The sequence below is a fragment of the Kitasatospora sp. NPDC059160 genome (genome assembly GCF_042755465.1).
Taxonomy (GTDB): Bacteria; Actinomycetota; Actinomycetes; order Streptomycetales; family Streptomycetaceae; genus Kitasatospora.
In genome coordinates, this window is record NZ_JBHZCN010000129.1 from 1 (window position 1) to 24,595 (window position 24,595).

Sequence of the window (24,595 nt, forward strand, 5' to 3'; positions counted from 1 at the left end):
CCGGGGGGGCCCCCCGGCCGGGCTCTCCCGCGGGGGGGCCCCCCCCCCCCCCCGGGTGGCGGGCGGGCCCCGGCGCGCCGTCGACGGACGCCCCGGCCCGACCGCGGGCGCCGCCGCCCCGCCGCCCCCCTCCTGCACCCGGTGCCAGGCCTCGGCCCACACCCGGGCCGGGTAGCCGGCGGCCGGCGACCCCGGATAGTCCGCGATCACCCGCATGAAGACGCAGAACGTCCGCAACTGCGGCCCGCCGCGCTTGCGCAGCGCGTCGCTGAGCGTACTGCGGGAGAGCTGTTCACCCAGCTGCGCCGCCCGCACCTCCAGGCCGCGCAAGGACGGGTCGCCGCACGCCTTCCGCGCGATCCGCATGACCTCGCCGAGCTGGTGGGGCTCCACCAGGGTGTCCGGTTCGGGCCAGGCGTCGGCGCCGTCGGCCGGGGCGTCCGCCGCCGGCTGGCTCGCGGGCGTCTCCTGCCACAGCCGGCCGGCCTTGCGCAGCTCCGACGGCCGTCCGCCGCAGGCCCGTACGTAGGCCTCCACGACGCGCCAACTCGGCCTGGAAGCACCGGAGTCCGCACGCGAGAAGGTCGCGACGGAGAAGGGTTCCATGGCCTCGTAGGTCTTGCCGCTGCGCTCCCGCAGGCCGCGCAGGTACACGGCGAGCCGTTCCGCGAACGCACCGTCCGGCACTGCCTTCTTGTGCCGTCCCATGGCGCACGCTCACCTGCGCCGGCGTCCGCGGGCGACGGCGGCGACCAGCCGTCTGGTCAGCTCGGCCGCGGCGAAGACCGCCGCGCTCGACAGGGCGATGATCGTCTCGGTGGACACCCCGGCCAGGGCGAGAACGACGACCGCGGTCAGAACACCCAACGCCAGGACGACGGCCGAAACGGGCAGCACGCTGCTGCTCGCCGTCGTCCGCCGCGGACGCGGCACACTCATACGAAGTCCCTACAATCGAATTGACGTTCAATCGAGTCTTGAAGACCCGGACCGGAGATTGCAGCTCCCGCCCGGCACCCGCCGTTCATTCTCGGGTACGACGTGCCCCGCGAATTCCCCGAACGGCCCAACCGGCATTCCGCTCCGAAAGAACATCGCATGATCGACGGAGGTATCCGCAGCTCGCGGCCACCGTGAGCGCCCCCGCACACGCCGGATCGCGCCCCTGTCCGGGTTTTCCGTCCCGACGGACACCATCCCCGGGATTTCTTGCGCGCGAGTCCGGAACCCGCCGCAACAATCACGCCCGGCGGAACGGGAAAAGGCCCAGGTCATCCACCACCGAAGCGACCCCGTCCAGCGCCGCCGCCAGCGCGCCGTCCGGCCCCGCAGCACGCAACTGGGCGTTCCGGCCCCGCTCCCCGCCAGCCTTGAACCCGAAGTCCCGGTCGCGAGCAATCGACACCCAGGGACCGCGGCCGCCCTCCGATGCAGCGGAGCCGGCCACCACCCGGACCCAGCGTCCGGCCCTTCGGGGGCGCCCGGTGGGCGCCCCCGAAACGTCGCACGACAGCGAAGTCCTGGACGGCAGGCAGGAGTTGCCGAACCGTCGGACGGCACGACGGGCGGCACGACGGTCTGCCGCGTTCAGGCCGTGGTACCGGCCTGTGCGGCGCCCGCGCGGCCGCGCAGTGCGAGGGCCGCGCGGCGGATCCACCAGGCGGCGGTGTACAGCACCAGGGCCGCGATCAGGCCGGCGCCCGCGCCCTTCGCCGCGTCGGACAGCACGCCTTCCAGCAGGGCGTCCAACGGCCGCCCGTCGGCCACCGCCTGCGGGCCGGCCAGCCACCACCAGGCATGCGCGACGGCCCCGGCGGCCGCGCACAGGGCCAGCGCGACCAGGATGTGGCGGCGCCGGCCGGTGAAGGGCCGGGCGCCGGTGCGCAGCCGGTCCCGTCGGCGCCAGACGAAGACCGCGGTGGCGGCCAGGCCGCCGATGGTGCTGGCGTGCTGCAGGGCCCGGGCCCAGGTGAGGCTGCCGGCCAAGGTGGTGTTCAGCCACGGCGCGCGGGTGACCACGAAGCCGTCGTAGTGGGTGAAGGAGTCCCAGACCAGGTGGGTGGCGAGCCCGATCACCGCGGACAGCAGGACCCAGCCGGCCCGCCGCACCACCGCCCCGGCCGTACCGCCCGTACCACCTGTACCGCCCGACGACTGCCGCGCGGCGGGCGCCGGGAGCGGCAGCAGCGCGGCCAGCGGCCGCCACCCGGCCAGGAGGAGCGCCCACAGCGCGAGGGTGTACGGAAGGCCGACGGTGAGGGCGCCGGGCAGGGTGTGGGTGGTGGTGGCGTTGGCGAAGGGCTCGTACCAGGACTGGGCGCTGACCGGCAGTCCGGTGGTGACCAGGAAGTACGGCAGGTCCGGCGCGACGGCCCCGGCCACCAGCGCGACCCGGCTGAACGGCGTCCGCAGCAGGGGCAGGACGGCTGCGGGGTGGGACAGGGTGAACGGCATGGGCATCCTCTCGCGCGGGCCCGCCGGATCCGGTGGAGTCGACGGCCCGATAGTCCGTTGAACGGAATGCTACGTCAAACGGAGTAATACGTGCGCGACGAACCCCGCCGCTCGGCCGGGGGGCCGCTCGGCGGGGTCGGGTCGTTCAGCGCCGGGACCGTCCGAGGCGGCCGGCGAGCGGGACGGCCGCCAGGGCTGCCGTGAGGACGGTCGCCAGGACGGCGAGCGCGGTCGGGTCGCCCCAGGCCACCGTGCCGGCCTGGGCGAGCAGCAACGGGGAGGCCAGGGCCAGGGCGGCCAGTTCGCGGACGGCCAGCTCGCGGGCGCCCCGGGAGTCGCCGCCCCGGGAGCCGTTGCGCCAGGCCGTCACCGCCGCCGCCGCGGCGAGCACCAGCAGCGGCCAGCACCCGTAGTCGGTGCTGATCCAGGGCACGGCGTGCGCGGCGACGGCCGCCCGGGGCACCAGGACCAGCGCGACCGCCACCCCGGCCGTGCCCGCGCGGCCGACCGCCAGGGCCTCCGTGCGCCGGTCCGGCGGGCAGCCGAGCAGCGCGGCCGCCGCCAGCACGGCGGCGGCCGGACCGGCGACCGGGTCGCCGAGGGCCGGCCCGCTGGCCACGGCGGCCGTGGCGAAGGCGAGCAGGCCGGCCACGGTGCAGGGCACGCCCGCCCGCCACCGTCCGGCCAGGGCGGCCGCCGCCCCCGCGAAGACCAGCAGCGAGGAGAGCAGCAGTACGCCCCACACGCCGGACAGGTCCGACCGGAGCTGCACCCCCAGCGGGGCCGGCGAGGCGGCCACGGCGGCGTACCAGCGCAGCAGGTGCAGCCCGCTGGCGGCGGCCGCGGCGGCCAGGACGAGCGGGTACGCCGCCCCGAGCATCCGTGCGGCGGCGGTGTCCGGCCCCAGTCCGGCGCGCAGCCGCAGTGCGTGCCCCGCCAGTTCCGCCGCGTCCCGCAGGCGTGGGCCCAGCGGCTCGCCGGCGGTCAGCTCGCGGTAGGTCGCGGCGATCTCCGCACCGTGGGCGCGGCGGTAGGCGGCGGGGTAGAGGCGCAGCAGGTGGTCGATCATGTGCCGGTCGCCGCCGGTCGGGCGGCGGACAGCCGGCGGGTGGCCTCCCGGGCCGTCGCGGCCAGTCGGTCGGCCTCCACGGCCAGCCGCTCGCGGCCGGTCGGGGAGAGGGTGAAGATCCGTCGGGCACGCCCGTCGACGACCTCCTCGCGCTCGACCTCGATCAGGCCGTCGGCCAGCAGGCGGTCCAGTGCCCCGTACAGGGCTCCGGTGCGCAGGGCGACCCGGCCGTCGGTCATCGCCTTGATCTCCTGGGAGATGGCGTAGCCGTGCCGGGGGGCGTCCGCGAGGGCGGTCAGGACCATCACGGTGGGTTCTTGCATCACACGCTCACTCACCCCATGAAGATAGTCACTCCGTCGGACCATCTCAACGAAGCCCGAGGTCGGCCATGCCCCGGAGCGTTTCCCGTGGCGTCCGCACCGGATTCACGGCCCTCCCGTGTGCCGGGCCCGATCGGGGTGGGCAACCTCCGATCATGGCACCAGCCACCCCGGGCTCCCCCCGGTCCGTCCACCCCTGGAGGTCCCCCGTGTCCGACCTGCCCAGCGCCACCCCCGGCGCACCCGGCGCGCCCGCCGCGCCGTGGGAGCGGCTCGACCTGCCCGAGCTGCTCCGCTCGGCCGCCCTCCTGCAACCCGAACTCGCGCTGCTCCGCCGGGAGTTGCACCGCCGTCCGGAACTCGAACTGGACCTCCCCCGCACCCAGGCCCGGCTGCTCGCCGCGCTCGACGGCCTCCCCCTGGAACTCACCCTCGGCAAGGGACTGAGCTCGATCACCGCCGTCCTGCGCGGCGGGCGACCGGGCCCGAACGTGCTGCTGCGGGCCGACCTGGACGCCCTGCCGGTGCAGGAGGGCACCGAGCTGCCGTACGCCTCCGAGACCCCCGGGGTGATGCACGCCTGCGGGCACGACCTGCACGCGGCCGCACTGGTCGGCGCCGCCCGGCTGCTGTCCGAGCGGCGCGCGGAGCTGGCCGGGAACGTGGTGCTGATGTTCCAGCCGGGCGAGGAGGGGGCGGACGGCGCCCGGCTGATGGTCGAGGCGGGCGTGCTGGACGCGGCCGGGGAGCGGGTGGTGGCCGCGTACGCCCTGCACGTGGCCGCCGCCATCCTGCCCAACGGGGTGGTCGCCACCCGCCCCGGGCCGGTGCTCGCCGCCTCCGACACCCTGCGGGTCACCCTGCGCGGGCGCGGCGGGCACGGCTCCAGCCCGCACTCGGCGCTCGACCCCGTCCCGGCGCTCTGCGAGGCGGTCCTGGCGCTCCAGTCGATGGTGACCCGCCGGATCGACGCCTTCGACCCGGTGGTGCTCACCGTGGGCCTGCTGGGCGCCGGTACGGCGGCCAACGTGATCCCCGACGAGGCGCGGTTCGAGGCCACCGTCCGCTCCTTCTCGCCGCGTTCGCGCGAGCTGGTGCGCACCGAGTCCCTGCGGGTGGTGCACGGGATCGCGGCGGCCCACGGGCTGGAGGTGACGGCCGAGGTGGAGCCCGGCTACCCGGTGACCGTCAACGACCCGGGGGAGACGGAGTTCGCGTCCGGCCTGGCGGCCCGGCTGTTCGGGTCGGGGCGCTGCCTGGAGATGCCCCAGCCGATCGCCGGCTCCGAGGACTTCGGCGTGCTGGGCGAACTGGTCCCGTCGGCGTACCTGCTGCTCGGCGCCGTCCCGGACGACGGGCGCGACCCGTTCACCGCACCCTACAACCACTCCCCGGAGGCCGAGTTCGACGACGGCGTGCTCGGCGACGGCGCCGCGCTGCTGGCGGGTCTGGCCCTGGGGCGGCTGGCCCGGGGGTAGCGGCCCCGCGCACAACCGGTGCAGGGGGAGCAACTCCCGTCGCCGGACTCCCATTTCCGCGGCCCTTGCCGGAGCCCTCGTTAAAGGCTTCGGCAAGGGCCGCGGCGCGGGCGCGGAGGTCCGGTGGCCCAACCGTGTCGCAGCTGTGCAGGCTTCCGGCGAAAGGCCCGAGGGCGCACTGATGAGCCGTTTCGTCGCGTTCCGTTCAAGCGCCGATTACCCCATCATGGGACCGTGCCACTGCGCCTACGCGCGTAGCTCTCCCCTGCATCCCCACGAACCAAGGGACTTGACCCATGCTCAGACGCGTCAACGTGACACGCCCGCTCGCCCTGGGTGCCGCCGTCCTGACCGTGCTCGCCGTCGCGAGCACCGCCCCCCACCCGGCCGCGGCGGCCACCACCGCGAGCGCGACGACGGCCACCACGACGGCCCCCGCCGCCGCGACCGCCACCCAGCACCGCGTCCTGTTCGACAACAGCAAGGCGGAGACCGCCGGCAACGCGGACTGGATCATCAGCACCAGCCAGCCGGACCCGCTCGCCGAGAACGCCAACCCCCAGTCCGGGACGGACTGGACCGGCGCCATCTCCAGCTGGGGCGTCGCCCTCCAGAAGACCGGCCAGTACAGCCTCAAGACCCTGCCGAGCGGCTCCAGCATCACCTACGGCACCGGCGGCGCGCTGGACCTCGCCAACTTCGACGAGTTCGTCCTGCCCGAGCCCAACGTCCGGCTCAGCGACGCCGAGAAGACCGCGGTCATGACGTTCGTCCAGAACGGCGGCGGGCTGTTCCTGATCTCCGACCACACCGGCAGCGACCGCAACAACGACGGCTGGGACTCCCCCGCCGTCATCAACGACCTGATGACCACCAACTCGGTCAACAGCAAGGACCCGTTCGGGCTCTCCGTCGACCTGCTCAACATCCAGACCGACAACCCCACCGCCGTCAACGACGCCACCGACCCCGTCCTGCACGGCCCCTTCGGCACCGTCACCGGCAGCATCATCCGCAACGGCACCACCTTCACCCTCAAGCCCGCCGACAACCCCGCCGTCAAGGGCATCGTCTACCGCACGGGCTCCTCCGGCACCACCGGCGCCTTCTTCGCCACCAGCAGCTTCGGCAAGGGCCGGGTCGCCGTCTGGGGCGACAGCTCCGCCATCGACGACGGCACCGGCGAGCCCGGCAAGACCGTCTACAACGGCTGGGACGACCCGGCCGGCACCGACGCCGCCCTCGGCCTCAACGCCACCGCCTGGCTCGCCGCCGGCGGCAGCGGCAGCACCACCGGCAGCGTCACCCTCACCAACCCCGGCGCCCGCACCGCCACCGCCGGCACCGCCACCAGCCTCCAGCTCTCCGCCACCGACACCGCCGGCGGCACCCTGGGCTACAGCGCCTCCGGCCTGCCCGCCGGACTGAGCGTCAACGCCACGAGCGGCCTGATCAGCGGCACGCCGACCACCGCCGGGACGTACTCCGTGACGGCCACCGCGACCGACTCCACCGGCCCGTCCTCCTCCGTCACCTTCACCTGGACCGTCCAGCCCACCGGCGGCGGCAGCGGCTGCACCGCCGCCCAGCTGCTCACCAACCCCGGCTTCGAGGCCGGTTCGACGACCGGCTGGACGGAGACCAACACCAGCGGCACCAGCACCATCAACAGCAGCTCCAACGAGCCGCCGCACTCCGGCAGCTACGACGCCTGGCTCGACGGGTACGGCAGCACCAACACCGACACCCTCGCCCAGACCGTGACCCTCCCGGCCGGCTGCAGCACCTACACGTTCAGCTTCTGGCTGCACATCGACACCGCGGCCAGCAACACCACCGCCTTCGACAAGCTGACCGTGACCGCCAACGGCACCACCCTGGCGACCTACTCCAACGTCAACGCGGCCACCGGCTACCAGCAGCACAGCTTCAACCTGTCCGGCTACGCCGGCCAGAGCGTCACCCTCAAGTTCTCCGGCTCCGAGGACTACACCAAGCAGACCTCCTTCGTCCTCGACGACACCGCCGTCAACGTCTCCTGAGCCACGGCCGGGGGCCCGCCCCCCCCCCCGCGGGGGGGGGGGGCCCCCCGGCACGCCCCGCCACCACCTGCGACCGCGCCGCCACCCGCGGCCGTGCCGACACCTCCCGGTCCGAAAGCCGCCAGCAGCGGGCAACGCCGCACCGCAGACTGGGCCCGTGAGCACCCGAACCACCACCGCCTCCCCCGCACCCGTACGGCAGCGCGTCGACTCGGCCGACTGGCCCGCCCTCGCCGAGGAGCTCGACGCCCACGGCTGCGCCCTCACCCCCCAGCTCCTCACCCCCGCGGAATGCCGGGAACTGGCCGCCCGCTACGACCGCGACGACCTGTTCCGCAGCACCGTCGACATGGCCCGCCACCGCTTCGGCTCCGGCCGGTACCGCTACTTCACCCACCAGCCGCCGCCACCCGTCGACGCCCTGCGCCGGGCCCTCTACCCGCACCTGCTCACCGTCGCCCGCGACTGGGCGGCGAAGCTCGGCCGCCCCGCGCCCTGGCCCGACTCCCTCGACGAGTGGCTGGAGCAGTGCCACGCGGCCGGCCAGGCCAAGTCCTCGCAGATCCTGCTCCGCTACGGAGCCGGCGACTGGAACGCGCTGCACCGCGACCTCTTCGGCGACCTCGTCTTCCCGCTCCAGGTGGTCATCGGCCTCGACCGGCACGGCACCGACTACACCGGCGGCGAGTTCCTCCTGGTCGAACAGCGCCCCCGCGCACAGTCCCGCGGCACCAGCACCGTCCTCCCCCAGGGCCACGGCCTGGTGTTCACCACCCGCGACCGGCCCGTGCGCTCCGCCCGGGGCCACTCCGCCGCCCCCGTCCGGCACGGCGTGAGCACCGTACGCTCGGGGCGGCGCCACGCCCTCGGGCTCGTCTTCCACGACGCCTGAGCCGGGGACGCCGTGCCCACCCCCGTGCCCGCCCCGGATCCCGCCAGCCGGCCGCTGCCCGTGCCCGCCCGGCACACCGAGGCCGAACTCGCCGCCCTGCTGCACCTGTTGACCACGAACCGCCCCCGGGTGCACACCGTCGCCGTCGGCCACAGCCGCGACGAAGCCTCCCGCGCGACGGCCCTGGCCTTCACCGAGGCCTGGCAGGCCCGCGGCGGCACCGTCCTCACCGTCACCGACTGGCCCGAACACGCCGCCTCCTGGCTGCGCCCGGCCCGGCGCCTCACCGCCCAGGAGCCCGACGCCTGGGTGATCGCCGCCGCGCCCCTCGGCTGGGCCCGACTGGCCCGGCGGCTCCGGCACAGCACCGCCTGGACGGCCGAACGGACCTTCGACTCCGCCGCCCTCGCCGAGCCGCACATGATCGCCCTCGCGGGCCCCGACACCCTGCACGGCCTGCGCGGCGCCACTGCGGACGGCGGCACCTGGGAGGTCCGCGACGGGTGGCTCACCACTGCCCGCCCCCGGAGCCGTCCGGGGCCGTTCGGGTCCTGACGGTCCGTTCCCGGGGCGAATCGCGTCCGGACGCTCGCCAACGAAGTGTCCCGGTGCGCAGGCTGGTTCCCGACCGCGTCCACGCGGACGCGGCGTGAGCGGAAGGACCCCAGACGCCCATGACGAACCTGACGAACCTGGCGAACGCGACGAACAAGACGGGCAGGACCAGCACGCGCGGCCGCATCGCCGCCCTGCTGGGCGCCGTCGCGGTGGCGGCCGCCACCACCCTGGCCGGCCCCGCCGTCGCCGCCCCGGCCGAGCCACCGGGCCACGGCGGCGGCGTCACCGGGCAGGCACCCTGCCCGGACGCACCCGAGTTCACCTGCGGGACCCTCACCGTGCCGCTCGACCACAGCGGCGGGACCCCCGGCACCCTCGACCTGGCGGTCGCCCTCAGCAACAACAGCAGTCCGCCCAAGGGCGACCTGCTGTTCCTCTCCGGCGGCCCCGGCCAGTCCAGCGTCCCGTCGATCCGGCAGATGGCGGGCAAGCTGGAGCCCGTCCTCAAGGACTACCGCCTGGTGATGTTCGACCAGCGCGGCACCGGCCGGGGCGCCCTCCAGTGCCCGGGCCTCCAGGAGGACATGGGCTCCTCCGACCTCGCCGTACCCCGCAAGCAGTCCATCGCCGACTGCGCCACCGCCCTCGGCCCGAACGCCCGCTACTACAGCACGGCGGACACCGTCGCCGACATCGACCTGCTGCGCCGCGCCCTCGGCGACCGCCGGCTCACCCTGGACGGCGTCTCCTACGGCACCATCGTCGCCGAGCGCTACGCCCTCGCCCACCCCTCCCGGGTGGCCCGCCTGGTGCTCGACTCGGTGGCGCCGCAGAGCGGTTTCGACCCGCTCGACCTGGCCGCGATGCCCGCCACCGCCCGGGTGCTGCGCGCCGCCTGCCGGGCCACCGGCTGCACCACCGACCCGGCCGCCGACCTCGCCGCCACCGTCCGGCGCTACGGCAACGGCGCGCAGATCCTCGGCGCGCTGACCGGCTACGAGTTCATCGACCCGGATTTCGGCGCCGTCCCGGAGATCCTGCACGAGGCCGCCGCCGGGCAGCCCGCGAAGCTCCAGGACCTCTTCGCCCTCGTCCACCAGGTGGTCGACGCCGCCCCGGCCGAGGACCTCAGCCAGGGCCTGCACTCCGCCACCGTGTGCGCCGACGGGCGCTTCCCCTGGGGCAGCACCGACACCCCGGTGGCGGGCCGCGCCGCCGCGCTGGAGCGCACCCGGAAGCGGCTGACCGCCGAACAGACCTGGCCGTTCGACCCGGCGACCGCGACCGGCCTCGGCAGCCTGCTGGTCTGCCTCGACTGGCCCCGCGAGCCGGTGCCGCCGCTGCCCCCGGCCCACCGCAAGCTGCCCGACGTGCCGGTCCTGCTGCTCGGCGGCGACCGGGACATCGCCACGCCGTACGAACTGCTCTACGAGCAGGCCCAGTTGGTGCACCACCCGGAGATCGTGATCGTCCCCGGAACGGCCCACTCCGTGCAGAACCGCGCGGCCGACCCGGTCGGACGGCAGGCGGTCTACGACTTCCTGCTCAGGTAGCGCCCGGCACGGTCGGCGCGGGCAGGTCGAGGGCCCGGGCAACGGCGGCGATGACGGGGCCCCGGCGACCGGGCGGCAGGTGCTGACGGGCCCAGTCGCCGGCCAGCCCGAGGAAGGCGCCCAGGTCCCGTTCGACCCCGGCGAGCAGCCCGCCCAGGTCCGCGACCGGCAGCACGATCACGGGGCTGTCGGGCTGGTCGGCGTTGACCGTGAGCCGGACGGTGCTGCCGAACCGCTCCGCGAGCGGGGAGACCGGCTCGTGCCCGTAGCCGACCAGCCCGCCGTGCTCCAACAGTCCGTGCCAGTCCCGCCAGTCCTCCAGGCCGTCGCAGCAGCCGGGCTGGAACTCGATGCCGGAGGCCCGGTCGGTGACCCGCAGCCCGCCCGCCGCGTACACCTGCTCGAAGGTCAGCAGCCCGTGCAGGAAGGAGTCCAGCGGATCGGCGGGCCGCGGCGGCCGCCCGCCGTCGGGGTCGACGTCGGGATCGACGTCGTTGCAGCGGGCGACCAGCATCACCGCCGTCCCGACCTCCGCGGGCGACAGCCCGCCGTCGAGGGCGAGGAACCCGGCGGCCCCGGTCCCGGCGACGGGCCAGAGGTCGAAGCCGTCCAGGAGCCTCGCCTCCAGGACGGGCTGCATCACGATCATCCGGCCGAGTCTGCCATGTCCGGGGCGGCGGTCAGCGGCCGGTCTGGGTGAAGCGGCCGCCGAGGTAGCGGTGTTCCGGGTCCTCGGGGGACAACTCGCCCAGTTCGGCGATGAGTTCGGCGGCGAAGGACTCGGCGTCGTCCTGCGGCCGGTAGCCGAGCGCCCGGGCCGTCGAGAGGTCCCACCAGGCGCGGGTGTTGGCGGAGATCCCGTAGGCCACGGTGTGGCCGGTGACGGGGCCGGTGAGGGCGGCGTGCGCGAGGCGGGCCCAGTCGCCGGGGCTGAGCCAGGTGGCGAGCATCCGGATGCTGCGGGGGCGCTCGGTGAAGGAGCCGATGCGCAGGGAGACGGTCTCGATGCCGTGCCGGTCGGCGTACAGCGAGGCGAGGCTCTCGCCGAAGCACTTGGAGACCCCGTAGTACGTGTCGGGCCGCTGCGGCGCGTCCACCGGCACGGTGCCGCCGTCGGCGGGCCGCTCGGTGAAGCCCGTCGCGTGGTTGCTGCTGGCGTACACGATCCGGCGGACGCCGGCCTCCCGGGCCGCGTCGTACAGCCGGTAGGTGCCCTCGATGTTGGCGGCCAGGATGTCGGCGAACGGCGCCTCCCCCGGGATCCCGGCCAGGTGGACCACGGCGTCGACCCCGTCCATCGCCGCCGCCAGCGCCTCGACGTCCAGCAGGTCGGCGGTGACGGCCCCGGGATCGCCGGGCACGGGCAGCCGGTCGAAGCCGCGCAGCCGGTGGCCGTACCCGGGCAGCAACTCCCGCAGGCAGCTGCCCATCCGGCCGGCGGCTCCGGTGATCAGGACCTGACCGGGCTGGTTGACCGTCATTCGTTCCCCCTGGGTTCCGCGTCGCGCGTCGCCGGGCCGAAGGGCCCGGTCCGACGACGCGCGACGATACCTGACGGGACGCCGGGGATCAGGTGATTATCCGCGGCCCGGCGGGCCGCCCCGGCCCACCGCCGGCGGTTCAGCGGACGGGCAGCACCCGGGTGTGCTCGGCGCGCACGGCCTGGAGGTCGTGCGGCTGGAGGCCGAGCAGATCGAGGACGGTCGGGGCGATCTGCTTGGTCTCGACCTTCTCCTCCCGGCGGACGCCGCCCGGGGTGGCCGCGCCGGAGACGACGAGCGGGACGTTCAGGTCGTCGGCGTGGGCGCCACCGTGCTCGGCGATCTTGCTGCCGCCGGTGTAGACGACGCCGTACTGCGCGACGCCGAAGACGTCCGGCACCCGCGGGTCGCCCGGGGCGACGCCGAAGTGGCCGGCGGCCTCCGCCCCGGCGTAGACCTTCTGGACGCCGCTGCCGGTGAACGGCCGGGCCTTGCCGTCGATGCCGACGCCGGTGCCGTTCTGCGCCAGCAGGTAGGCCTTGGCGAAGGAGGTGGCGGCCGGGGAGCGGTCGTTGAGCCAGAGCAGCACGCCGTCGTCGTCGACCGCATGGGCGACCAGGGCGCCCGCGCCCGGGTGGGCGGCCTTCCAGGCGGCGTCGAGGCCGTCGAGCAGCGGGCCGTCGTCGATCCGGTTGAGCGCGGCCGGGTCGATCGGGGACTGGCCGTGCTTGGCGGAGAGGATGACGGTCGTGGAGCGGTCGAGGTGCTGCTTGCGCAGTTCGGCGGTCAGCGCGCCGATCTGCTGGTCGACGTACGCCAGGTTCTTCTCCACCAGCGGGCCGGGCACGCCGTTGGCGACGTAGCCGCCCTGGAGGCCGTCGGAGCTCGCCAGCTTCTGCGCGGTGGAGACGGACTGGAAGTTCAGGCCGAAGACGGCCGGGGTGCCGACCCGCTGCGCACGGCTGTGGTCGTAGCCGTCGATCTCGTTGAGGACGGCCTGCACCTTGTACGAGTCGTACTGCTCGGTGGCCTGGTTGTCCTTGGTCCAATCGCCCTTGTAGCCGGTGGCGTTGCTGTTCACCTCGGGGGTGAAGAGGTCCTGGATGCCGGTGCCGGAGGGGCCGTTGAGGATGTCGTAGGCGGCGTGCTTGTCCGACCAGGCGGTGCGCAGGCCGGCCTGGCGGGCCACCTCGAAGACGGTGTTCACCTGGAGGTAGGAGTGCGGGTAGACCGGCTTGCAGGTCCGCGGGTCGACCGGCAGCTTGGCCGGGTCGATCAGGGTCTGCGGGTTGCCGGTCATCCGCAGGATGGACCCGGGCAGGCCGGGCAGGCCCTGGCCGGCGTCGAGCGCGTCCTTGTTCTTGTCCAGGTCCTCGGTGAGGTCGACCTCGACGCCCGGCTTCGCGTGGGCGCAGTCGGTGGTGCCGGCCGGGAGCAGCGCGGCGTTGTAGGTGTCGTCGTAGTAGACGCCGGTGGTGCCGGGGCCGCCGCCGGTCAGCTGGGCGACCATGCCGGGGAAGGAGTCGGACGGGTCGGTGGTGGCGGCGTGGGTGTACTCGACGCCGCCGCGGACCAGCCGGGCCAGCGCCGATTGCGGGTGCGCGGCCACGAAGCGGGCGAGGTCCGACTGGTGCAGGCCGTCCACCGACACCAGCAGGACGTGCTGGGCCCGGTGGGCGCCGCGGCCCTCCTCGGCGGCGGCGGCCTGGGCGACGGTGGATCCGGCCAGCACACCGGCGGCGCCGAGGGTGGCGGCCAGTCGGACGTAACGACGGGTCACGGAGGTCTCCTGTGGAAGGGGGGAGGGGAGGTGACTGCGGCGGTGCGGCCCCCAGGGTGGGAGGCCCCGGTGTACCGGTGGCGGCCGGAACGTGAACAGCACCGGTCCGCTCCGCCGGGCGGCCCGGGATTTTACCCGTCGCCCACCAACGCCTTGCCCTGCCATGGGACTTGACGCGGGAGTAGGGTCGGTGCGGCGGGGTCGGCGGGCGCCTCCGGGCACCTGAACGGCCCAGCCCCCCGGGCGGGCGGCACCGTCCGCCGGTGATCCTGGACTCCGACCGCCCAGGGCGGTCCTTCGCGTGCGCGGCACGCGGTCGGCGCGCTCCGCTCCGTCGGCCGGCCCCGAGGAAGGAAGCACAGCTCATGGACGCAGCCGCGATCGGTTCGGCACAGATCGGCGTGACGGGCCTGGCGGTCATGGGCCGCAACCTGGCGCGGAACTTCGCCCGCAACGGCTACACGGTCGCGGTGCACAACCGCACCCCGGCCCGGACCAGGGCCCTGGTCGAGGAGTTCGGCCACGAAGGCACCTTCGTCCCCGCCGAGTCGCCGCGGGACTTCGTGGCCGCGTTGGAACGTCCGCGCCGTCTGCTGATCATGGTGAAGGCCGGCGGGCCCACCGACGAGGTCATCGAGGAGTTCGCGCCGCTGCTGGAACCCGGCGACATGATCATCGACGGCGGCAACGCCCACTTCGCCGACACCCGCCGACGGGAGAGGGCGCTGCGCGAGCAGGGCATCCACTTCGTCGGCAGCGGCGTCTCCGGCGGGGAGGAGGGCGCGCTGCTCGGCCCCTCGGTCATGCCCGGCGGCTCCGCCGAGTCGTACACCGTGCTCGGCCCCATGCTGGAGCGGATCAGCGCCCACGTGGACGGCGAGCCGTGCTGCACCCACATCGGCAGCGACGGGGCCGGCCACTTCGTGAAGATGGTCCACAACGGCATCGAGTACGCCGACATGCAGCTCATCGCCGAGGCCTACCACCTGCTGCGGGACGTCGGCGGGTACTCCCCCGCCGAGATCGCCGGCGTCTTCGAGCGCTGGAACCGGGGGCGGCTCGACTCCTACCTGATCGGGATCACCGCCGAGGTCCTCGCCCACACCGACGCCGACACCGGCAGGCCCTTCGTCGACATCGTCCAGGACGCCGCCGAGCAGAAGGGCACCGGGCGCTGGACCGTGCAGACCGCCCTCGACCTCGGCTCCCCGGTCACCGCCATCGCCCAGGCCACCTTCGCCCGGGTCGCCTCCGCCCGGACGGCGCTGCGCGAGGCCTACCGGCCGCTGCCCGGCGGCACCGTCCACCCGCTGCACCCGCACGAGGCCGAGCGCTTCACCCGGGACGTCGAACAGGCCCTCTACGCCTCCAAGGTCATCGCCTACGACCAGGGCTGGACGATGATCCGCGACGCCGCGGCCGAGTACGGCTGGGACATCGACCTCGGCGCGGTGGCGCGGATCTGGCGCGGCGGCTGCATCATCCGGGCCGCCTTCCTCGACCGGATCCGCGCCGCCCACGCCGCCGACCCCGACCTGGTCAGCCTGCTCGCGGAACCGCAGTTCGCCACCGAGGTCGCCGACGCCCAGGCCGCCTGGCGCACGGTCGTCGCCGGGGCAGCCCAGCACGGCATCCCGGTGCCGGCCTTCTCCGCTGCGCTGGCCTACTTCGACACCCTGCGCAGCGAGCGGCTGCCCGCCGCACTGATCCAGGGCCAGCGCGACTTCTTCGGCGCCCACACCTACCGCCGCACCGACCGGCCGGGCAGCTACCACACCCGCTGGGCCGAGCCCGGCCGGCCGGAGGAACGCACGGACACCGGGGCGTAGGTTCTCGCCCGGGCGACGGTACCGGACCGGGTCGTCAGGACGGGCGGCCGCCGAACTGCCACCGGTGCACCTCGACGTCGGCGTAGCCGTCCGCGGTCAGCACCGCCCGCGCCGCGTCCGGATCCGGCGCCCGGAGCAGGACGGCCGTGCCCAGCCAGGCCGTCCCATCGTCGGAGAGCAGCGGCCCGTAGGCGATGAGCTCCTCCCGGTCGGCCGGCACCGCGAGGTCGACGGGCTGCCCGCCGCCGAGGCCGAGCACGAGGTAGCGGGTGCCCCCGGTCCGGCCGCCGGGGAAGTCCCACATGGTGCGCCCCAGCAGGTTGCGCCACCGCCGCAGCAGCACGTCCCGGTAGACCCCGGCCTGGTAGCCCGGCTCCTCGAAGGCGAACGCCCGGGCGGCGGCCGGGCCGGGCAGGTCGAGGACGTGCACGCTGCCGGTGGGCAGGGCCCCGTCGGCGGTGAGCGTCGGCCCCCGGGCGATCATCTCCTGCGCGAACCCGTCCATGTAGGACCGGTGCGCTTCGAGCAGTTCGTCGCGCAGCGGCAGGGACCCGGGCCGGTCGCGGTGGTAGCAGAGGAACTCCATCCCCGAAGCATCCCGTCCGGCGGCCGCCCCGGTCGAATCGTTTTCCGCCCCGGCCGCCCGGGGCCGCCGCGTCACCGCTGGAGGACGCGCCGGAGCCAGCGGGTGCGGGCCTCCTGGGCGTCCCGGGCCAGGGCGGAGTGCGGGGCGAGGGTGTCGAAGCCGTGGCACGCGCCGGGCCAGACGTGGAGTTCGGCCTCGCCCCCGGCCTTCCAGAGCGCGTCGGCGTAGCCGACGGCCTCGTCCCGGAAGGTCTCGGCGGAGCCCACGTCGAGGTACGCGGCGGGCAGCCCGGTGAGGTCGGTGGCGCGGGCCGGGGCCGCGTACGGGGAGAGGTCGGCGGCGCCGTGGCGGTCGCCGAGCACGGCCTGCCAGGCGGTGGCGTTGGAGCCGCGGTCCCAGGTGTCGTGACCGACCATCTGGTGGCTGGAGAAGGTGTCGCCGCGGTCGTCGAGCATCGGGCTGAGCAGCAGCTGGCCGATCGGCGCCGGTCCGCCGCGGTCGCGGACCAGGTGGGCGAGGGCGGCGGCGAGCCCGCCGCCGGCGCTCTTGCCGCCGATGACCAGGCGCCCGGCGTCCACGGCCAGTTCGTCCGCGTGCTCGGCGACCCAGCCGAGCCCGGCGTAGCAGTCCTCGACGGCCCCGGGAAAGCGGGTGCGCGGCGCCAGCGGGTACTCGACGGAGACCACGGCCAGCCGCAGGGGCAGCGCCCAGGAGCGCAGCACCCGGGGCAGGACGGACCACGCGTTGCCCGTCACCATCCCGCCGCCGTGCAGGTAGTAGAGCAGCGGCAGCGGCTCCCGGATCCCGGCGGGTCGTGCGCTGACCAGGGTGAGCGCGCCGTCGCCGTCGGCCCGCGGCACCTGCAGCTCCGTCACCTCGAACCGGCCGCCGTCGCTCAGCCGGTCGAGCGTCGGCCGGGGCCGGACGCGCGCGTCCCGCTCCTGCCAGGCCGCCAGACCCTCCGTGGTGAGCACCTCCCGCGCCCGCGCCCCGGCGGCCTCCACGGCCGCCCGCACCTCCGGATCCAACGGAGGCACCCGTCGGCCCACCGATCCACCCACCACCAGCACCCCCTCACCGGACGGACACCCGAGCGGCATCCCGTCCCACCCCACCCTGCCAGGCCCGCCCTCCACGCCGGCGTGGAGGGGCTCGCATCCTGGATCGGCCCGGACGGAAAACCGCTGGCGCGGTGGCCGGGCGGGGAGTTGACTGGCCTGCCGAGGCCGGGAACACCGCTTGGCAGAGGGGGAGTTGTGGAGGATCCGCAGTTCACCGTACGGCTCGCCGGCCCCTCGCCCCGGGGCGCGGTGCGGCTCAAGGCGGTCCGCACGGTGAACGGGCTGAGCCTCTGGCAGGCCGGCCTGGCGCTGGACGCCGGGACGGCCGTCCTGCTGGCGGACGTCCCCTTCGAGCTCGCCGCGCCCGCCGCACGGAACCTGCGCCGAGCGGGCGTCGCAGTCGCCGTCCGCTGCGGCGCCTGCCGCCGCACGCTGCCCGAGGACGGCGCCCCGGTCGCCCCCGAACCCTGCGCCGGGCGCTACTTCGCCACCGCCCACTGCCAGGCGAACTCGCTGACCACCTGCGACTGCGAGTTCTGCACCGAGTTCGGCCCCCTGCCCGGGCTCACGGCTCCCTGAGCTCGCGCTGAGCGGTGCGGCGGGGCGGGCGGTGGCCCCGCCCCGCCGTGGGGGAAGAGGGGTGGGTCAGAACGGCTTGGTCGGCAGGTACTTGCCGTCCAGCGTGATGACGGCGCGCTCGCCGCCCTCGGGGTCGGCGACCTTGCGGACGTCGAGCTTGAAGTTGATCGCGGAGATGATGCCGTCGCCGAACTGCTCGTGGACGAGGGCCTTGAGGGTGGTGCCGTAGACCTGGAGCATCTCGTAGAAGCGGTAGACGGTCGGGTCGGTGGGGATGCCGCCGGGGATCGAGCCGCGGGTGGGGATGGTCTGCAGCAGCACGGCCGCGTCGGCGTCCAGGCCCAGGATCTCGGTGACGGCCTCGGCGGCCTCCTTCGGCAGCGCGTGCTGGCCGAGGACGGCGGCGGTGGTGAAGGCCACCGACAGGCCGGAGACGTCGGCGATCTGCTGCCAGGTGAGGTCCTTGCGGGTCTTGGCCTCGACGGCGGCGACGGCGAGCAGCTGGCGGGCGGTGGGGTCGAACTGGGCGTGCACCATGGGAGGTTCCTTCTCGTGGTCGGTGGGGCTACGGGTGGCGCCGCGGGGACGCTCCGGGGGCTGGGGGTCGGTCAGGCCGCGCGTGCGGCAGCCCGGCCGGTGGTGGCGGTGAGGTCCTCGACGCCGCCGGTGGCGATGTCGAAGACCCAGCCGCGCAGGGTGAGTGCCCGCGCGCTCAGGGCGCGGGCGACGGACGGGTGGGTGGCCAGGTTCGCCAGCTGGGCGAGCACGTTCTGCCGCACCAGGGCCGGGACGTCCCCCGCGGTGGCGGTGCGCGCCACCGAGGCGTCGGCGAGCCGCAACCAGTCGGCGACGGCCGGGGCTCCGCTGAGGTCGTGGCCGTGGGCGAGGGCGGTCATCGCGCCGCATCCGGAGTGCCCGCAGACCACGATGTCCCGGACGCCCAGGGCGGCGACGGCGTACTCGATGCTCGCGGTGACGCCGTCGGCCCCGGGGGTGTAGGCGGGCACCAGGTTGCCCGCGGTGCGGATCACGAACAGCTCACCCGGGTCGGAGCCGGTGATCAGCTCCGGCACGACGCGGGCGTCGGAGCAGCCGATGAACAGCGTGTGCGGGCTGTGGTCGGCGGCGAGCCGGGCGAAGAGCTCCTCCTTTGCGGGGAACACGTCCCGCTGGAAGTGCGCGATGCCCTCGGTGAAGTCACGCATGGGGTCACTCCCTCTCGTGGCGCCGGGCCGGTGCGGCCTGGCGGGATCCACAGTGCACGACCTGGGGCTATAGCGTCCAAGAGCTGTTACCGATGGTTCTCATCGATGGGGTCTATAGTTCGGTCCATGGCCCTGGAACTGCGCCATCTGCGCTATCTGCTCGCCGTGGCCGACCACGGCAACTTCACCCGCGCCGCCGAGGAGCTGCACATCTCCCAGCCGACGCTGTCCCAGCAGGTCAAGCAGCTCGAACGGACCCTGGGCGCCCAGCTGCTGGACCGCACCGGCCGCACCGTGCGCCTCACCGACGCCGGCCGGGCGTACGCCCACCACGCCCGCGGCGCGCTGCGGGACCTCGCCGCCGCCGAACGCGCCGTCCACGACGTCCAGGACCTCTCGCGCGGGCGGCTGCGCCTGGCCGTCACCCCGACCTTCACCGCCTACCTCGTCGGCCCGCTCGCCGCCGAGCTCCACACCCGCCACCCCGGCATCGCCCTGACCGTCCGGGAGACCAGCCAGGACCGCATCGAAACCGGGCTGCTCACCGACGAGTTCGACCTCGGCATCGCCTTCCAGAGGCCCCACCTGCCCGGCGTCACCGCCACCGCCCTGTTCACCGAGCACCTCACCCTGGTCACCCGCGCCGGCGACGACCCGCCCGCCTGTGCGGCCCTCCCCGTGCGGGAGCTCGCCGACCGCCGACTGGCCCTGCTCAGCGGCGACTTCGCCACCCGCGGCCACATCGACGACCACCTCGCCCGGCACGGCGTCAGCCCGCGGATCGCGGTCGAGGCCAACTCCGTCCAGGCCCTCACCGAGATCGTCCAGCGCACCCCGCTCGCCACCGTGCTCCCGGACGCCGTCACCCACGACCACCCGCGGCTCGCCCGCGTCCCGCTCGAACCGCCCCTCCCCACCCGCACCGTCGCCCTGCTGCACCGCGCCGAGGCCTACCGGAGCGCCGCCACCGGGGCCTTCACCGCACTCGTGCACGACCTGGTCCGCGCCCGCGGCTACCCGCCGCCGACCTCGTGAACCGTTGCGCCCCCGGACGACCGGGAACGGTCCGGGGGCGCTGCGAGACTGACGGTGCGTCAGGCCACCTGGCGCGGGGCACCGAACCAGCGGATCAGGGACGGCCGGAGGGTTTCCGGGGTGCCCACCCAGCAGACGTGGCCGTCCGGACGGATCAGCATCGGTTCGACGCGGGCTCCCCCGTCGAACCGGTCCACCCGGTCCACCCGGTCGGACCAGGGGGCGAGGGCCTCGGCGAGGGCGCCCTGCGGGTCGAGCAGCACGCCCCGGCCGGAGCGCAGGAGTTGGTGCAGCCGCACCGGGCCGAGGTCGGCGTCCGGCACCGGCCCGCCGAGCAGCGGGTGGGGGCCGGTGTCCGGCATCGGGTAGCGGGTGGCCGTTCCGGACATCACCTCGCTCAGCCGGCGGTGGACCTCCGGCAGGGCGATCAGCTCGGTGAAGAGGTCCCGGGTGGCCAGCACGTCCGGGTCGCGGCTGCCCGCCCAGTCCATCAGCAGGCCCTGCGCCTGGACGTTGCGCAGCACGGTCGTCCCGGTCAGGTGGCGTTCGGTGTGGTAGCTGTCGAGCAGGCCCTCCGGTGCCCAGCCCCGGACCGCGGCGCCGAGCTTCCAGCCGAGGTTGAAGGCGTCCTGCATCCCCCCGTTCATGCCCTGGGCGCCGAGCGGGAGGTGGACGTGGGCCGCGTCGCCGGCCAGGAACACCCTCCCGTGCCGGTACCGGGCGACCTGCCGGGCCGCGTCGGTGATGCGGCGGGCGTGGCACAGTTCGAGCAGCTGCACCCGCTCGCCGAACACGGCCCGCAGCCCCTCGCGGATCTCCTCCTCGGTGATCGGGACGTCCCTGGGCAGCGAGCGGCCCGGCCCGCCCATGGCGAGGCGGCGCAGCGGGCGGCCCCGGTCGTCGGTGCCGAGCGGGAAGATCCCCGTCCAGTGGCCGTCCGGGCCGCGGTGGTGGGTGGGCAGACCGTCGGCGCCGCTCAGCCGGACGTCCGCGGCGATCGTGGTCACGGTGCCTGCCCGGCCCGGGAATTCGGCCTTGAGCAGGGACCGTACGGTGCTGTGGCCGCCGTCGGCGGCGACCAGGTGGCGGGCCCGGAGCACCCGGCCGCCGGCGAAGGTCGCGGTGACGGCCTCCTCGTCCTGGGCGAGGGCGACCAGTTCGTGGTCGCGCCGGACCGTGAGGCCCTGCCCGGCGAGGTGCTCCTCCAGGAAGGCCTCCAGCACGACCTGGGGGACGGAGCGCCAGGGCCGGCGCGGGCGGAACGCGCCCGGCCCGGGGTCGTCGGCGGGGGCGTCCGGCAGCGGGATGCCCGCGAAGTGGCTCCCGCCGACCGGGTGGTCCCCGCCGGCCAGCAGCGGGTCCAGCAGGCCGCGCTGGTCGAGCAGTTCCAGGGTGCGGGTCTGCACGCCGCCCGCCCTGGAGAGGGTGCTGCGCCCGGGCAGGCGGTCGACGAGTACGGTCGACACGCCCGCCAGCAGCAGTTCGTTGGCCGCCGTCAGGCCGGTCGGGCCGGCTCCGACGACGAGTACCTCGGTGTCCACGGTGCTTCTCCTCGGGTTCCTCGGACGGTTCCGCCCGGCGCGTCCTCCCGCGACCGGCCGGGTTCCGTCGACGGGGTCAACGCTCGCTCCACCAAGGGCCGTTGGCCCAGTGACCGGCGCGATGGTGACGGAATCCGACACCCGCTACCCTCGGCACGGTGGAATCCGACTACGACGAGCTGGACCGCCGCCTCGTCCACGCCCTGCAGATCGACGGCCGGGCCCCGTTCAGCACCATCGCCGCCGCCCTCGGGGTGTCGGACCGCACCGTCGCCCGCCGGTACGCCAGGCTGCGCTCGACCGGCGCGGTACGGGTGCTCGGCGGGGTCGACCCGCTCGCGCTGGGCGCCGAACTGTGGCTGCTGCGGGTGCGCTGCGCGCCCGCCGCGGCGGTCGCGGTCGCCGAGGCGCTGGCCCGCCGCCCCGACACCTCCTGGGTCAGCCTGACCTCCGGCGGCACCGAGATCACCTGCACCGTCCGGGCCGAGACCGAGGCCGACAGCGAGGCCCTGCTGCTGGCCCGGCTCCCCCGCACCCCGCGGGTGGAGGGGGTGAGCGCGCACTCGGTGCTGCACTCCTTCTACGGCGGCCCGGACAGCCTCATCGCCAAGCTCGGGCCGCTGGACGGAGCCACCGTCGCGGCCCTGAGCCCGCCCGCGTCGGCCGCATCGCCCGCACCGCCCGCGCCGGCCCACCCGCGCGGAGCGGTGCGGCTGGACGACGGCGACCGCCGGCTCCTCGCCGCCCTCGAAACGGACGGCCGGGCCGGGTTCGAGGAGCTCGCCGCCGCCACCGGCTGGTCACCCACGACCGTCCGGCGCCGGATGGCGGAGCTGCGCGAACGCGGGGTGCTCTACCTGGACATCGACTGCGACCCGCACCTGCTCGGTGTCGGCACCCGCACCCTGCTGTGGATCTCGGTCGCTCCCCCGTACCTGGAGGAGGCGGGCCGGGCGCTGGCCGGGCACCCGGAGGTCGCCTTCGCCTGCGCCACCACCGGGCCGACCAATCTGTACGCCACCGTGGTGTGCGCGGACCGGCGCGCGCTGTACCGCTACCTGACCACCAGGGTGGCCGCGCTCCCGGCGGTCGGCCACGTCGAGACGGCGCCGTCGATCAGGACCGTCAAGCAGGCCGCGAACCGGAGGTAGCGCCCGGCCCGGCGGCCGGCGGCAGCGCCAGGTGGCTCAGCTCCGCGGACAGCCGGCGCAGCGTCGGTTCGTCCGCGACGGCCTCCAGCACCGCCAGCAGCACGTCCACGGCGGCGCCGTCGCCCTCGGCGACAGCGCGCACGATCCGCGCCACCAGGTCGTCGCGGCGACCGTCGGGGGGCCTTGCGAGGCGGGTGGGAGCCATGGTGGGAAGCCTCCGCTCATACCGAAGGGGCGTCTCGCGGGCCGGCCCGGTGCCGGGCGGACCGCCTTCCGCCCAGGGATTCGTCGCCCGCTCCCGGACGGATTGGGCGCGTCCCCGATGGATCGGGGCGGCTCCGCCGCGCCGGGGCGATCCCGGACCAATCCGGCGCGCCGCCCGCACCGAAGAGCGGGTGTCAGCCGTACTGTCCACCCGGCCGGGCTCCACTCCGGCCACGACCCGGGAGGCCCGTCATGCCCGCCCTCCGCCCGTGCGGCCCGCCGCCCACCCGCCGTACCGCAGGAGCGGCCGGATGAGCGCCGTCGTGCACCTGTCCGGGCCGGCCCTGCCCGGCCCGAACCTGCGGGAACTCGTCGCCCGGGTCGCCCGGGGCGACCAGGACGCCTTCTCCCGCCTGTACGACGCGGTGGCCGGCCCGGTGCTGGGCCTGGTGCGCCGGGTGCTGCGGGACCCGGCGCAGTCCGAGGAGGTGGCCCAGGAGGTGCTGCTGGAGGTGTGGCGCACCGCCGCCCGCTACCGGGCCGAGCGCGGCGAGGTCATGCCCTGGGTGCTGACCATCGCCCACCGGCGCGCGGTGGACCGGGTCCGGGCCGCGCAGGCCGCCGCCGACCGCGACCAGCGGGCGGCCGCCGCCGCCCACGCCCCGGTGTTCGACGAGGTCGCCGAGCAGGTCGAGGGCCGACTGGAGCGCGAACAGGTCCGGCGCTGCATGAGGACGCTCACCGATCTGCAGCGGGAGGCGTTGACACTCGCCTACTACCGCGGCTACACCTACCCCCAGGTGGCCGAGGTCCTCGGCGCACCGCTGGGCACGATCAAGACCCGGATGCGCGACGGACTGATCCGGCTGCGCGACTGCCTGGGGGTGGGAGCATGACCGTCGCCGACCTGCACACCCTGACCGGCGCCTACGCCACCCACGCCCTGGAGCCGGCCGAGAGCGCCGAGTTCGAGCGCCACCTGGCCGGCTGCCCGGCCTGCGCCCTGGAGGTCGCGGAGTTCGCCGCGACCCTGGCCAGGCTCGCCGCCGCGGACTCCGTCGTCCCGCCGGAGGCCCTCAAGGCCAGGGTGCTGGCCGCGCTGCCCACCCTCCGCCAGGAGGCGCCGCGCACCGCTCCCCCCGCCGTGGACGCCCGCCGGCCCGGGCCGCTGCGCCGCGGCCTTCCGAGGCTGGCGCTCGCCGCCTGCCTGGCCCTGGCGGTCGGCGCCGGGGGCGTCGCCGTCCAGCAGCACCGGGAGGCCGACCGGGCCCGGGCCCGCGCCACCGCGCTCCAGCAGGCGCAGGACCACGTCGCGGGCCTGCTCGCCGCGCCCGACGCCCGCACCGCCACCGGGGCGGCGGCGGGCGGGGCGGGCGTGGGGACGGTGGTGTGGTCGCCCAGCCGGGACCGGGCCGCGTTCCTGGCCTCCGGGATGCCCGCGCCGGGCGCGGGCAGCACCTACCAGCTGTGGTTCAACGACTCCGGGACGATGCGTCCGGCCGGACTGCTGCCGGGCGGCGACGGGGCGCTGCTGCTGTCCGGGCCGCTGGACGGGGCCAGCGGCATCGGCGTGACGGTCGAACCGGCGGGCGGCTCGGCGCACCCGAGTTCGGCCCCGGTGATGCTGCTGTCCTTCGGCTGACCCGGCTCGCCGCGCCCACCCCGTGGTCCCGGCGCAGGCTCCGGACCGACCTCCGGACCGACCCGGAACCGGTTCGGAACCGGTTCCGGGCCTGCCGCGGTCGGCCGCCCAGCGGTTACCATCCGGTAACCC

25 protein-coding genes are annotated in these 24,595 nt (G+C 75.4%); 11 read left to right on the forward strand and 14 right to left on the reverse strand.

Translation table 11 applies throughout. The annotated features are described in order from the left end of the window. The 5 genes from ACFXOZ_RS36765 to ACFXOZ_RS36785 form a co-directional block, all read right to left on the reverse strand. A partial coding sequence (locus ACFXOZ_RS36765; protein ID WP_380594262.1) for a helix-turn-helix domain-containing protein occupies nt 1–708 on the reverse strand: 708 nt, incomplete at its 3' end. A 9-nt stretch (nt 709–717) separates the two neighbouring features. Further along, nucleotides 718–939 carry a hypothetical protein gene (locus ACFXOZ_RS36770; RefSeq protein WP_380533068.1) on the reverse strand — a complete coding sequence of 74 codons (222 nt, stop codon included), beginning with the start codon at nt 937–939 and terminating at the stop codon, nt 718–720. 648 nt (nt 940–1,587) lie between these two features. Further along, complete coding sequence (locus tag ACFXOZ_RS36775) at nt 1,588–2,454, reverse strand: DUF4184 family protein (protein ID WP_380594264.1); 867 nt, start codon at nt 2,452–2,454, stop codon at nt 1,588–1,590. A gap of 145 nt (nt 2,455–2,599) precedes the next feature. Beyond that, nucleotides 2,600–3,523: a hypothetical protein gene (locus tag ACFXOZ_RS36780; protein ID WP_380594266.1), complete on the reverse strand. Its 924-nt coding sequence runs from the start codon at nt 3,521–3,523 to the stop codon at nt 2,600–2,602. Beyond that, the gene (locus tag ACFXOZ_RS36785; RefSeq protein ID WP_380594268.1) at nt 3,520–3,846 is read right to left on the reverse strand and encodes a PadR family transcriptional regulator; all 327 of its coding nucleotides are present in this window, start codon (nt 3,844–3,846) and stop codon (nt 3,520–3,522) included. Before ACFXOZ_RS36785 ends, ACFXOZ_RS36780 begins: the two co-directional genes overlap by 4 nt. 278 nt (nt 3,847–4,124) lie before the next feature. Here ACFXOZ_RS36785 and ACFXOZ_RS36790 point away from each other — a divergent pair, with 278 nt between their 5' ends. The 5 genes from ACFXOZ_RS36790 (at nt 4,125) to ACFXOZ_RS36810 (ending at nt 10,369) form a co-directional block, all read left to right on the forward strand. Continuing rightward, a complete protein-coding gene (locus ACFXOZ_RS36790; protein WP_380594290.1) occupies nt 4,125–5,324 on the forward strand; it encodes a M20 family metallopeptidase in 1,200 nt (399 codons plus the stop codon). 296 nt (nt 5,325–5,620) lie between these two features. Continuing rightward, nucleotides 5,621–7,366 carry a putative Ig domain-containing protein gene (locus tag ACFXOZ_RS36795; protein WP_380532759.1) on the forward strand — a complete coding sequence of 582 codons (1,746 nt, stop codon included), beginning with the start codon at nt 5,621–5,623 and terminating at the stop codon, nt 7,364–7,366. 157 nt (nt 7,367–7,523) lie between these two features. Beyond that, complete coding sequence (locus ACFXOZ_RS36800; protein WP_380532756.1) at nt 7,524–8,258, forward strand: 2OG-Fe(II) oxygenase; 735 nt, start codon at nt 7,524–7,526, stop codon at nt 8,256–8,258. 12 nt (nt 8,259–8,270) lie between these two features. After that, on the forward strand, nt 8,271–8,813 hold the full coding sequence (locus tag ACFXOZ_RS36805; protein WP_380594270.1) for a hypothetical protein: 543 nt from the start codon (nt 8,271–8,273) through the stop codon (nt 8,811–8,813). A 119-nt stretch (nt 8,814–8,932) separates the two neighbouring features. Next, nucleotides 8,933–10,369, forward strand: coding sequence for an alpha/beta fold hydrolase (locus tag ACFXOZ_RS36810; protein WP_380594272.1), 1,437 nt, complete (start codon nt 8,933–8,935; stop codon nt 10,367–10,369). Here the strand turns inward: ACFXOZ_RS36810 and ACFXOZ_RS36815 are convergent. The 3 genes from ACFXOZ_RS36815 to ACFXOZ_RS36825 all read right to left on the reverse strand — a co-directional run bounded on the left by ACFXOZ_RS36815 (nt 10,362) and on the right by ACFXOZ_RS36825 (nt 13,630). Continuing rightward, the gene (locus ACFXOZ_RS36815) at nt 10,362–11,018 is read right to left on the reverse strand and encodes a hypothetical protein (RefSeq protein ID WP_380594274.1); all 657 of its coding nucleotides are present in this window, start codon (nt 11,016–11,018) and stop codon (nt 10,362–10,364) included. The two genes, ACFXOZ_RS36810 and ACFXOZ_RS36815, sit on opposite strands and share 8 nt — an antisense overlap. Before the next feature lie 31 nt (nt 11,019–11,049). Continuing rightward, nucleotides 11,050–11,850 carry an NAD-dependent epimerase/dehydratase family protein gene (locus ACFXOZ_RS36820; protein WP_380594276.1) on the reverse strand — a complete coding sequence of 267 codons (801 nt, stop codon included), beginning with the start codon at nt 11,848–11,850 and terminating at the stop codon, nt 11,050–11,052. A gap of 139 nt (nt 11,851–11,989) precedes the next feature. Then, nucleotides 11,990–13,630 (reverse strand): alkaline phosphatase family protein, encoded by a 1,641-nt coding sequence (locus ACFXOZ_RS36825; protein WP_380594278.1) that lies wholly within the window; start codon nt 13,628–13,630, stop codon nt 11,990–11,992. 365 nt (nt 13,631–13,995) lie between these two features. Between ACFXOZ_RS36825 and gndA the strand changes: the two genes are divergently transcribed. Beyond that, on the forward strand, nt 13,996–15,459 hold the full coding sequence (gene gndA, locus ACFXOZ_RS36830) for an NADP-dependent phosphogluconate dehydrogenase (protein WP_380594280.1): 1,464 nt from the start codon (nt 13,996–13,998) through the stop codon (nt 15,457–15,459). Between the two features lie 34 nt (nt 15,460–15,493). Here gndA and ACFXOZ_RS36835 read toward each other — a convergent pair whose 3' ends face one another. Beyond that, nucleotides 15,494–16,045, reverse strand: a complete 552-nt coding sequence (locus ACFXOZ_RS36835; protein ID WP_380532308.1) for a YciI family protein — start codon at nt 16,043–16,045, stop codon at nt 15,494–15,496. Nucleotides 16,046–16,116: 71 nt separating this feature from the next. After that, nucleotides 16,117–17,082 carry an alpha/beta hydrolase gene (locus ACFXOZ_RS36840; protein ID WP_380532311.1) on the reverse strand — a complete coding sequence of 322 codons (966 nt, stop codon included), beginning with the start codon at nt 17,080–17,082 and terminating at the stop codon, nt 16,117–16,119. 219 nt (nt 17,083–17,301) lie between these two features. Between ACFXOZ_RS36840 and ACFXOZ_RS36845 the strand changes: the two genes are divergently transcribed. Then, nucleotides 17,302–17,685 (forward strand): hypothetical protein, encoded by a 384-nt coding sequence (locus ACFXOZ_RS36845; RefSeq protein WP_380532313.1) that lies wholly within the window; start codon nt 17,302–17,304, stop codon nt 17,683–17,685. A 66-nt stretch (nt 17,686–17,751) separates the two neighbouring features. Here ACFXOZ_RS36845 and cynS read toward each other — a convergent pair whose 3' ends face one another. Then, the gene (cynS, locus tag ACFXOZ_RS36850) at nt 17,752–18,222 is read right to left on the reverse strand and encodes a cyanase (RefSeq protein WP_380532316.1); all 471 of its coding nucleotides are present in this window, start codon (nt 18,220–18,222) and stop codon (nt 17,752–17,754) included. 71 nt (nt 18,223–18,293) lie between these two features. Beyond that, on the reverse strand, nt 18,294–18,890 hold the full coding sequence (locus ACFXOZ_RS36855) for a carbonic anhydrase (protein WP_380532319.1): 597 nt from the start codon (nt 18,888–18,890) through the stop codon (nt 18,294–18,296). Nucleotides 18,891–19,016: 126 nt separating this feature from the next. On the opposite strand from ACFXOZ_RS36855, the gene cynR reads away from it, so the two are divergent. Next, nucleotides 19,017–19,925 carry a transcriptional regulator CynR gene (cynR, locus tag ACFXOZ_RS36860; protein ID WP_380594282.1) on the forward strand — a complete coding sequence of 303 codons (909 nt, stop codon included), beginning with the start codon at nt 19,017–19,019 and terminating at the stop codon, nt 19,923–19,925. A 59-nt stretch (nt 19,926–19,984) separates the two neighbouring features. Here cynR and ACFXOZ_RS36865 read toward each other — a convergent pair whose 3' ends face one another. Then, complete coding sequence (locus tag ACFXOZ_RS36865) at nt 19,985–21,466, reverse strand: FAD-dependent monooxygenase (RefSeq protein ID WP_380532325.1); 1,482 nt, start codon at nt 21,464–21,466, stop codon at nt 19,985–19,987. Between the two features lie 158 nt (nt 21,467–21,624). Between ACFXOZ_RS36865 and ACFXOZ_RS36870 the strand changes: the two genes are divergently transcribed. Further along, on the forward strand, nt 21,625–22,617 hold the full coding sequence (locus ACFXOZ_RS36870) for an Lrp/AsnC family transcriptional regulator (protein WP_380594284.1): 993 nt from the start codon (nt 21,625–21,627) through the stop codon (nt 22,615–22,617). Here ACFXOZ_RS36870 and ACFXOZ_RS36875 read toward each other — a convergent pair. Next, entirely contained in the window at nt 22,592–22,822 is a 231-nt protein-coding gene (locus ACFXOZ_RS36875; RefSeq protein WP_380532331.1) for a hypothetical protein, read from the reverse strand. The two genes, ACFXOZ_RS36870 and ACFXOZ_RS36875, sit on opposite strands and share 26 nt — an antisense overlap. Nucleotides 22,823–23,132: 310 nt before the next feature. Here ACFXOZ_RS36875 and sigK point away from each other — a divergent pair, with 310 nt between their 5' ends. After that, nucleotides 23,133–23,717: an ECF RNA polymerase sigma factor SigK gene (gene sigK, locus ACFXOZ_RS36880; protein WP_380594286.1), complete on the forward strand. Its 585-nt coding sequence runs from the start codon at nt 23,133–23,135 to the stop codon at nt 23,715–23,717. Then, nucleotides 23,714–24,463, forward strand: coding sequence for an anti-sigma factor domain-containing protein (locus ACFXOZ_RS36885; RefSeq protein WP_380594288.1), 750 nt, complete (start codon nt 23,714–23,716; stop codon nt 24,461–24,463). Before sigK ends, ACFXOZ_RS36885 begins: the two co-directional genes overlap by 4 nt. Nucleotides 24,464–24,595: the final 132 nt, after the last annotated feature.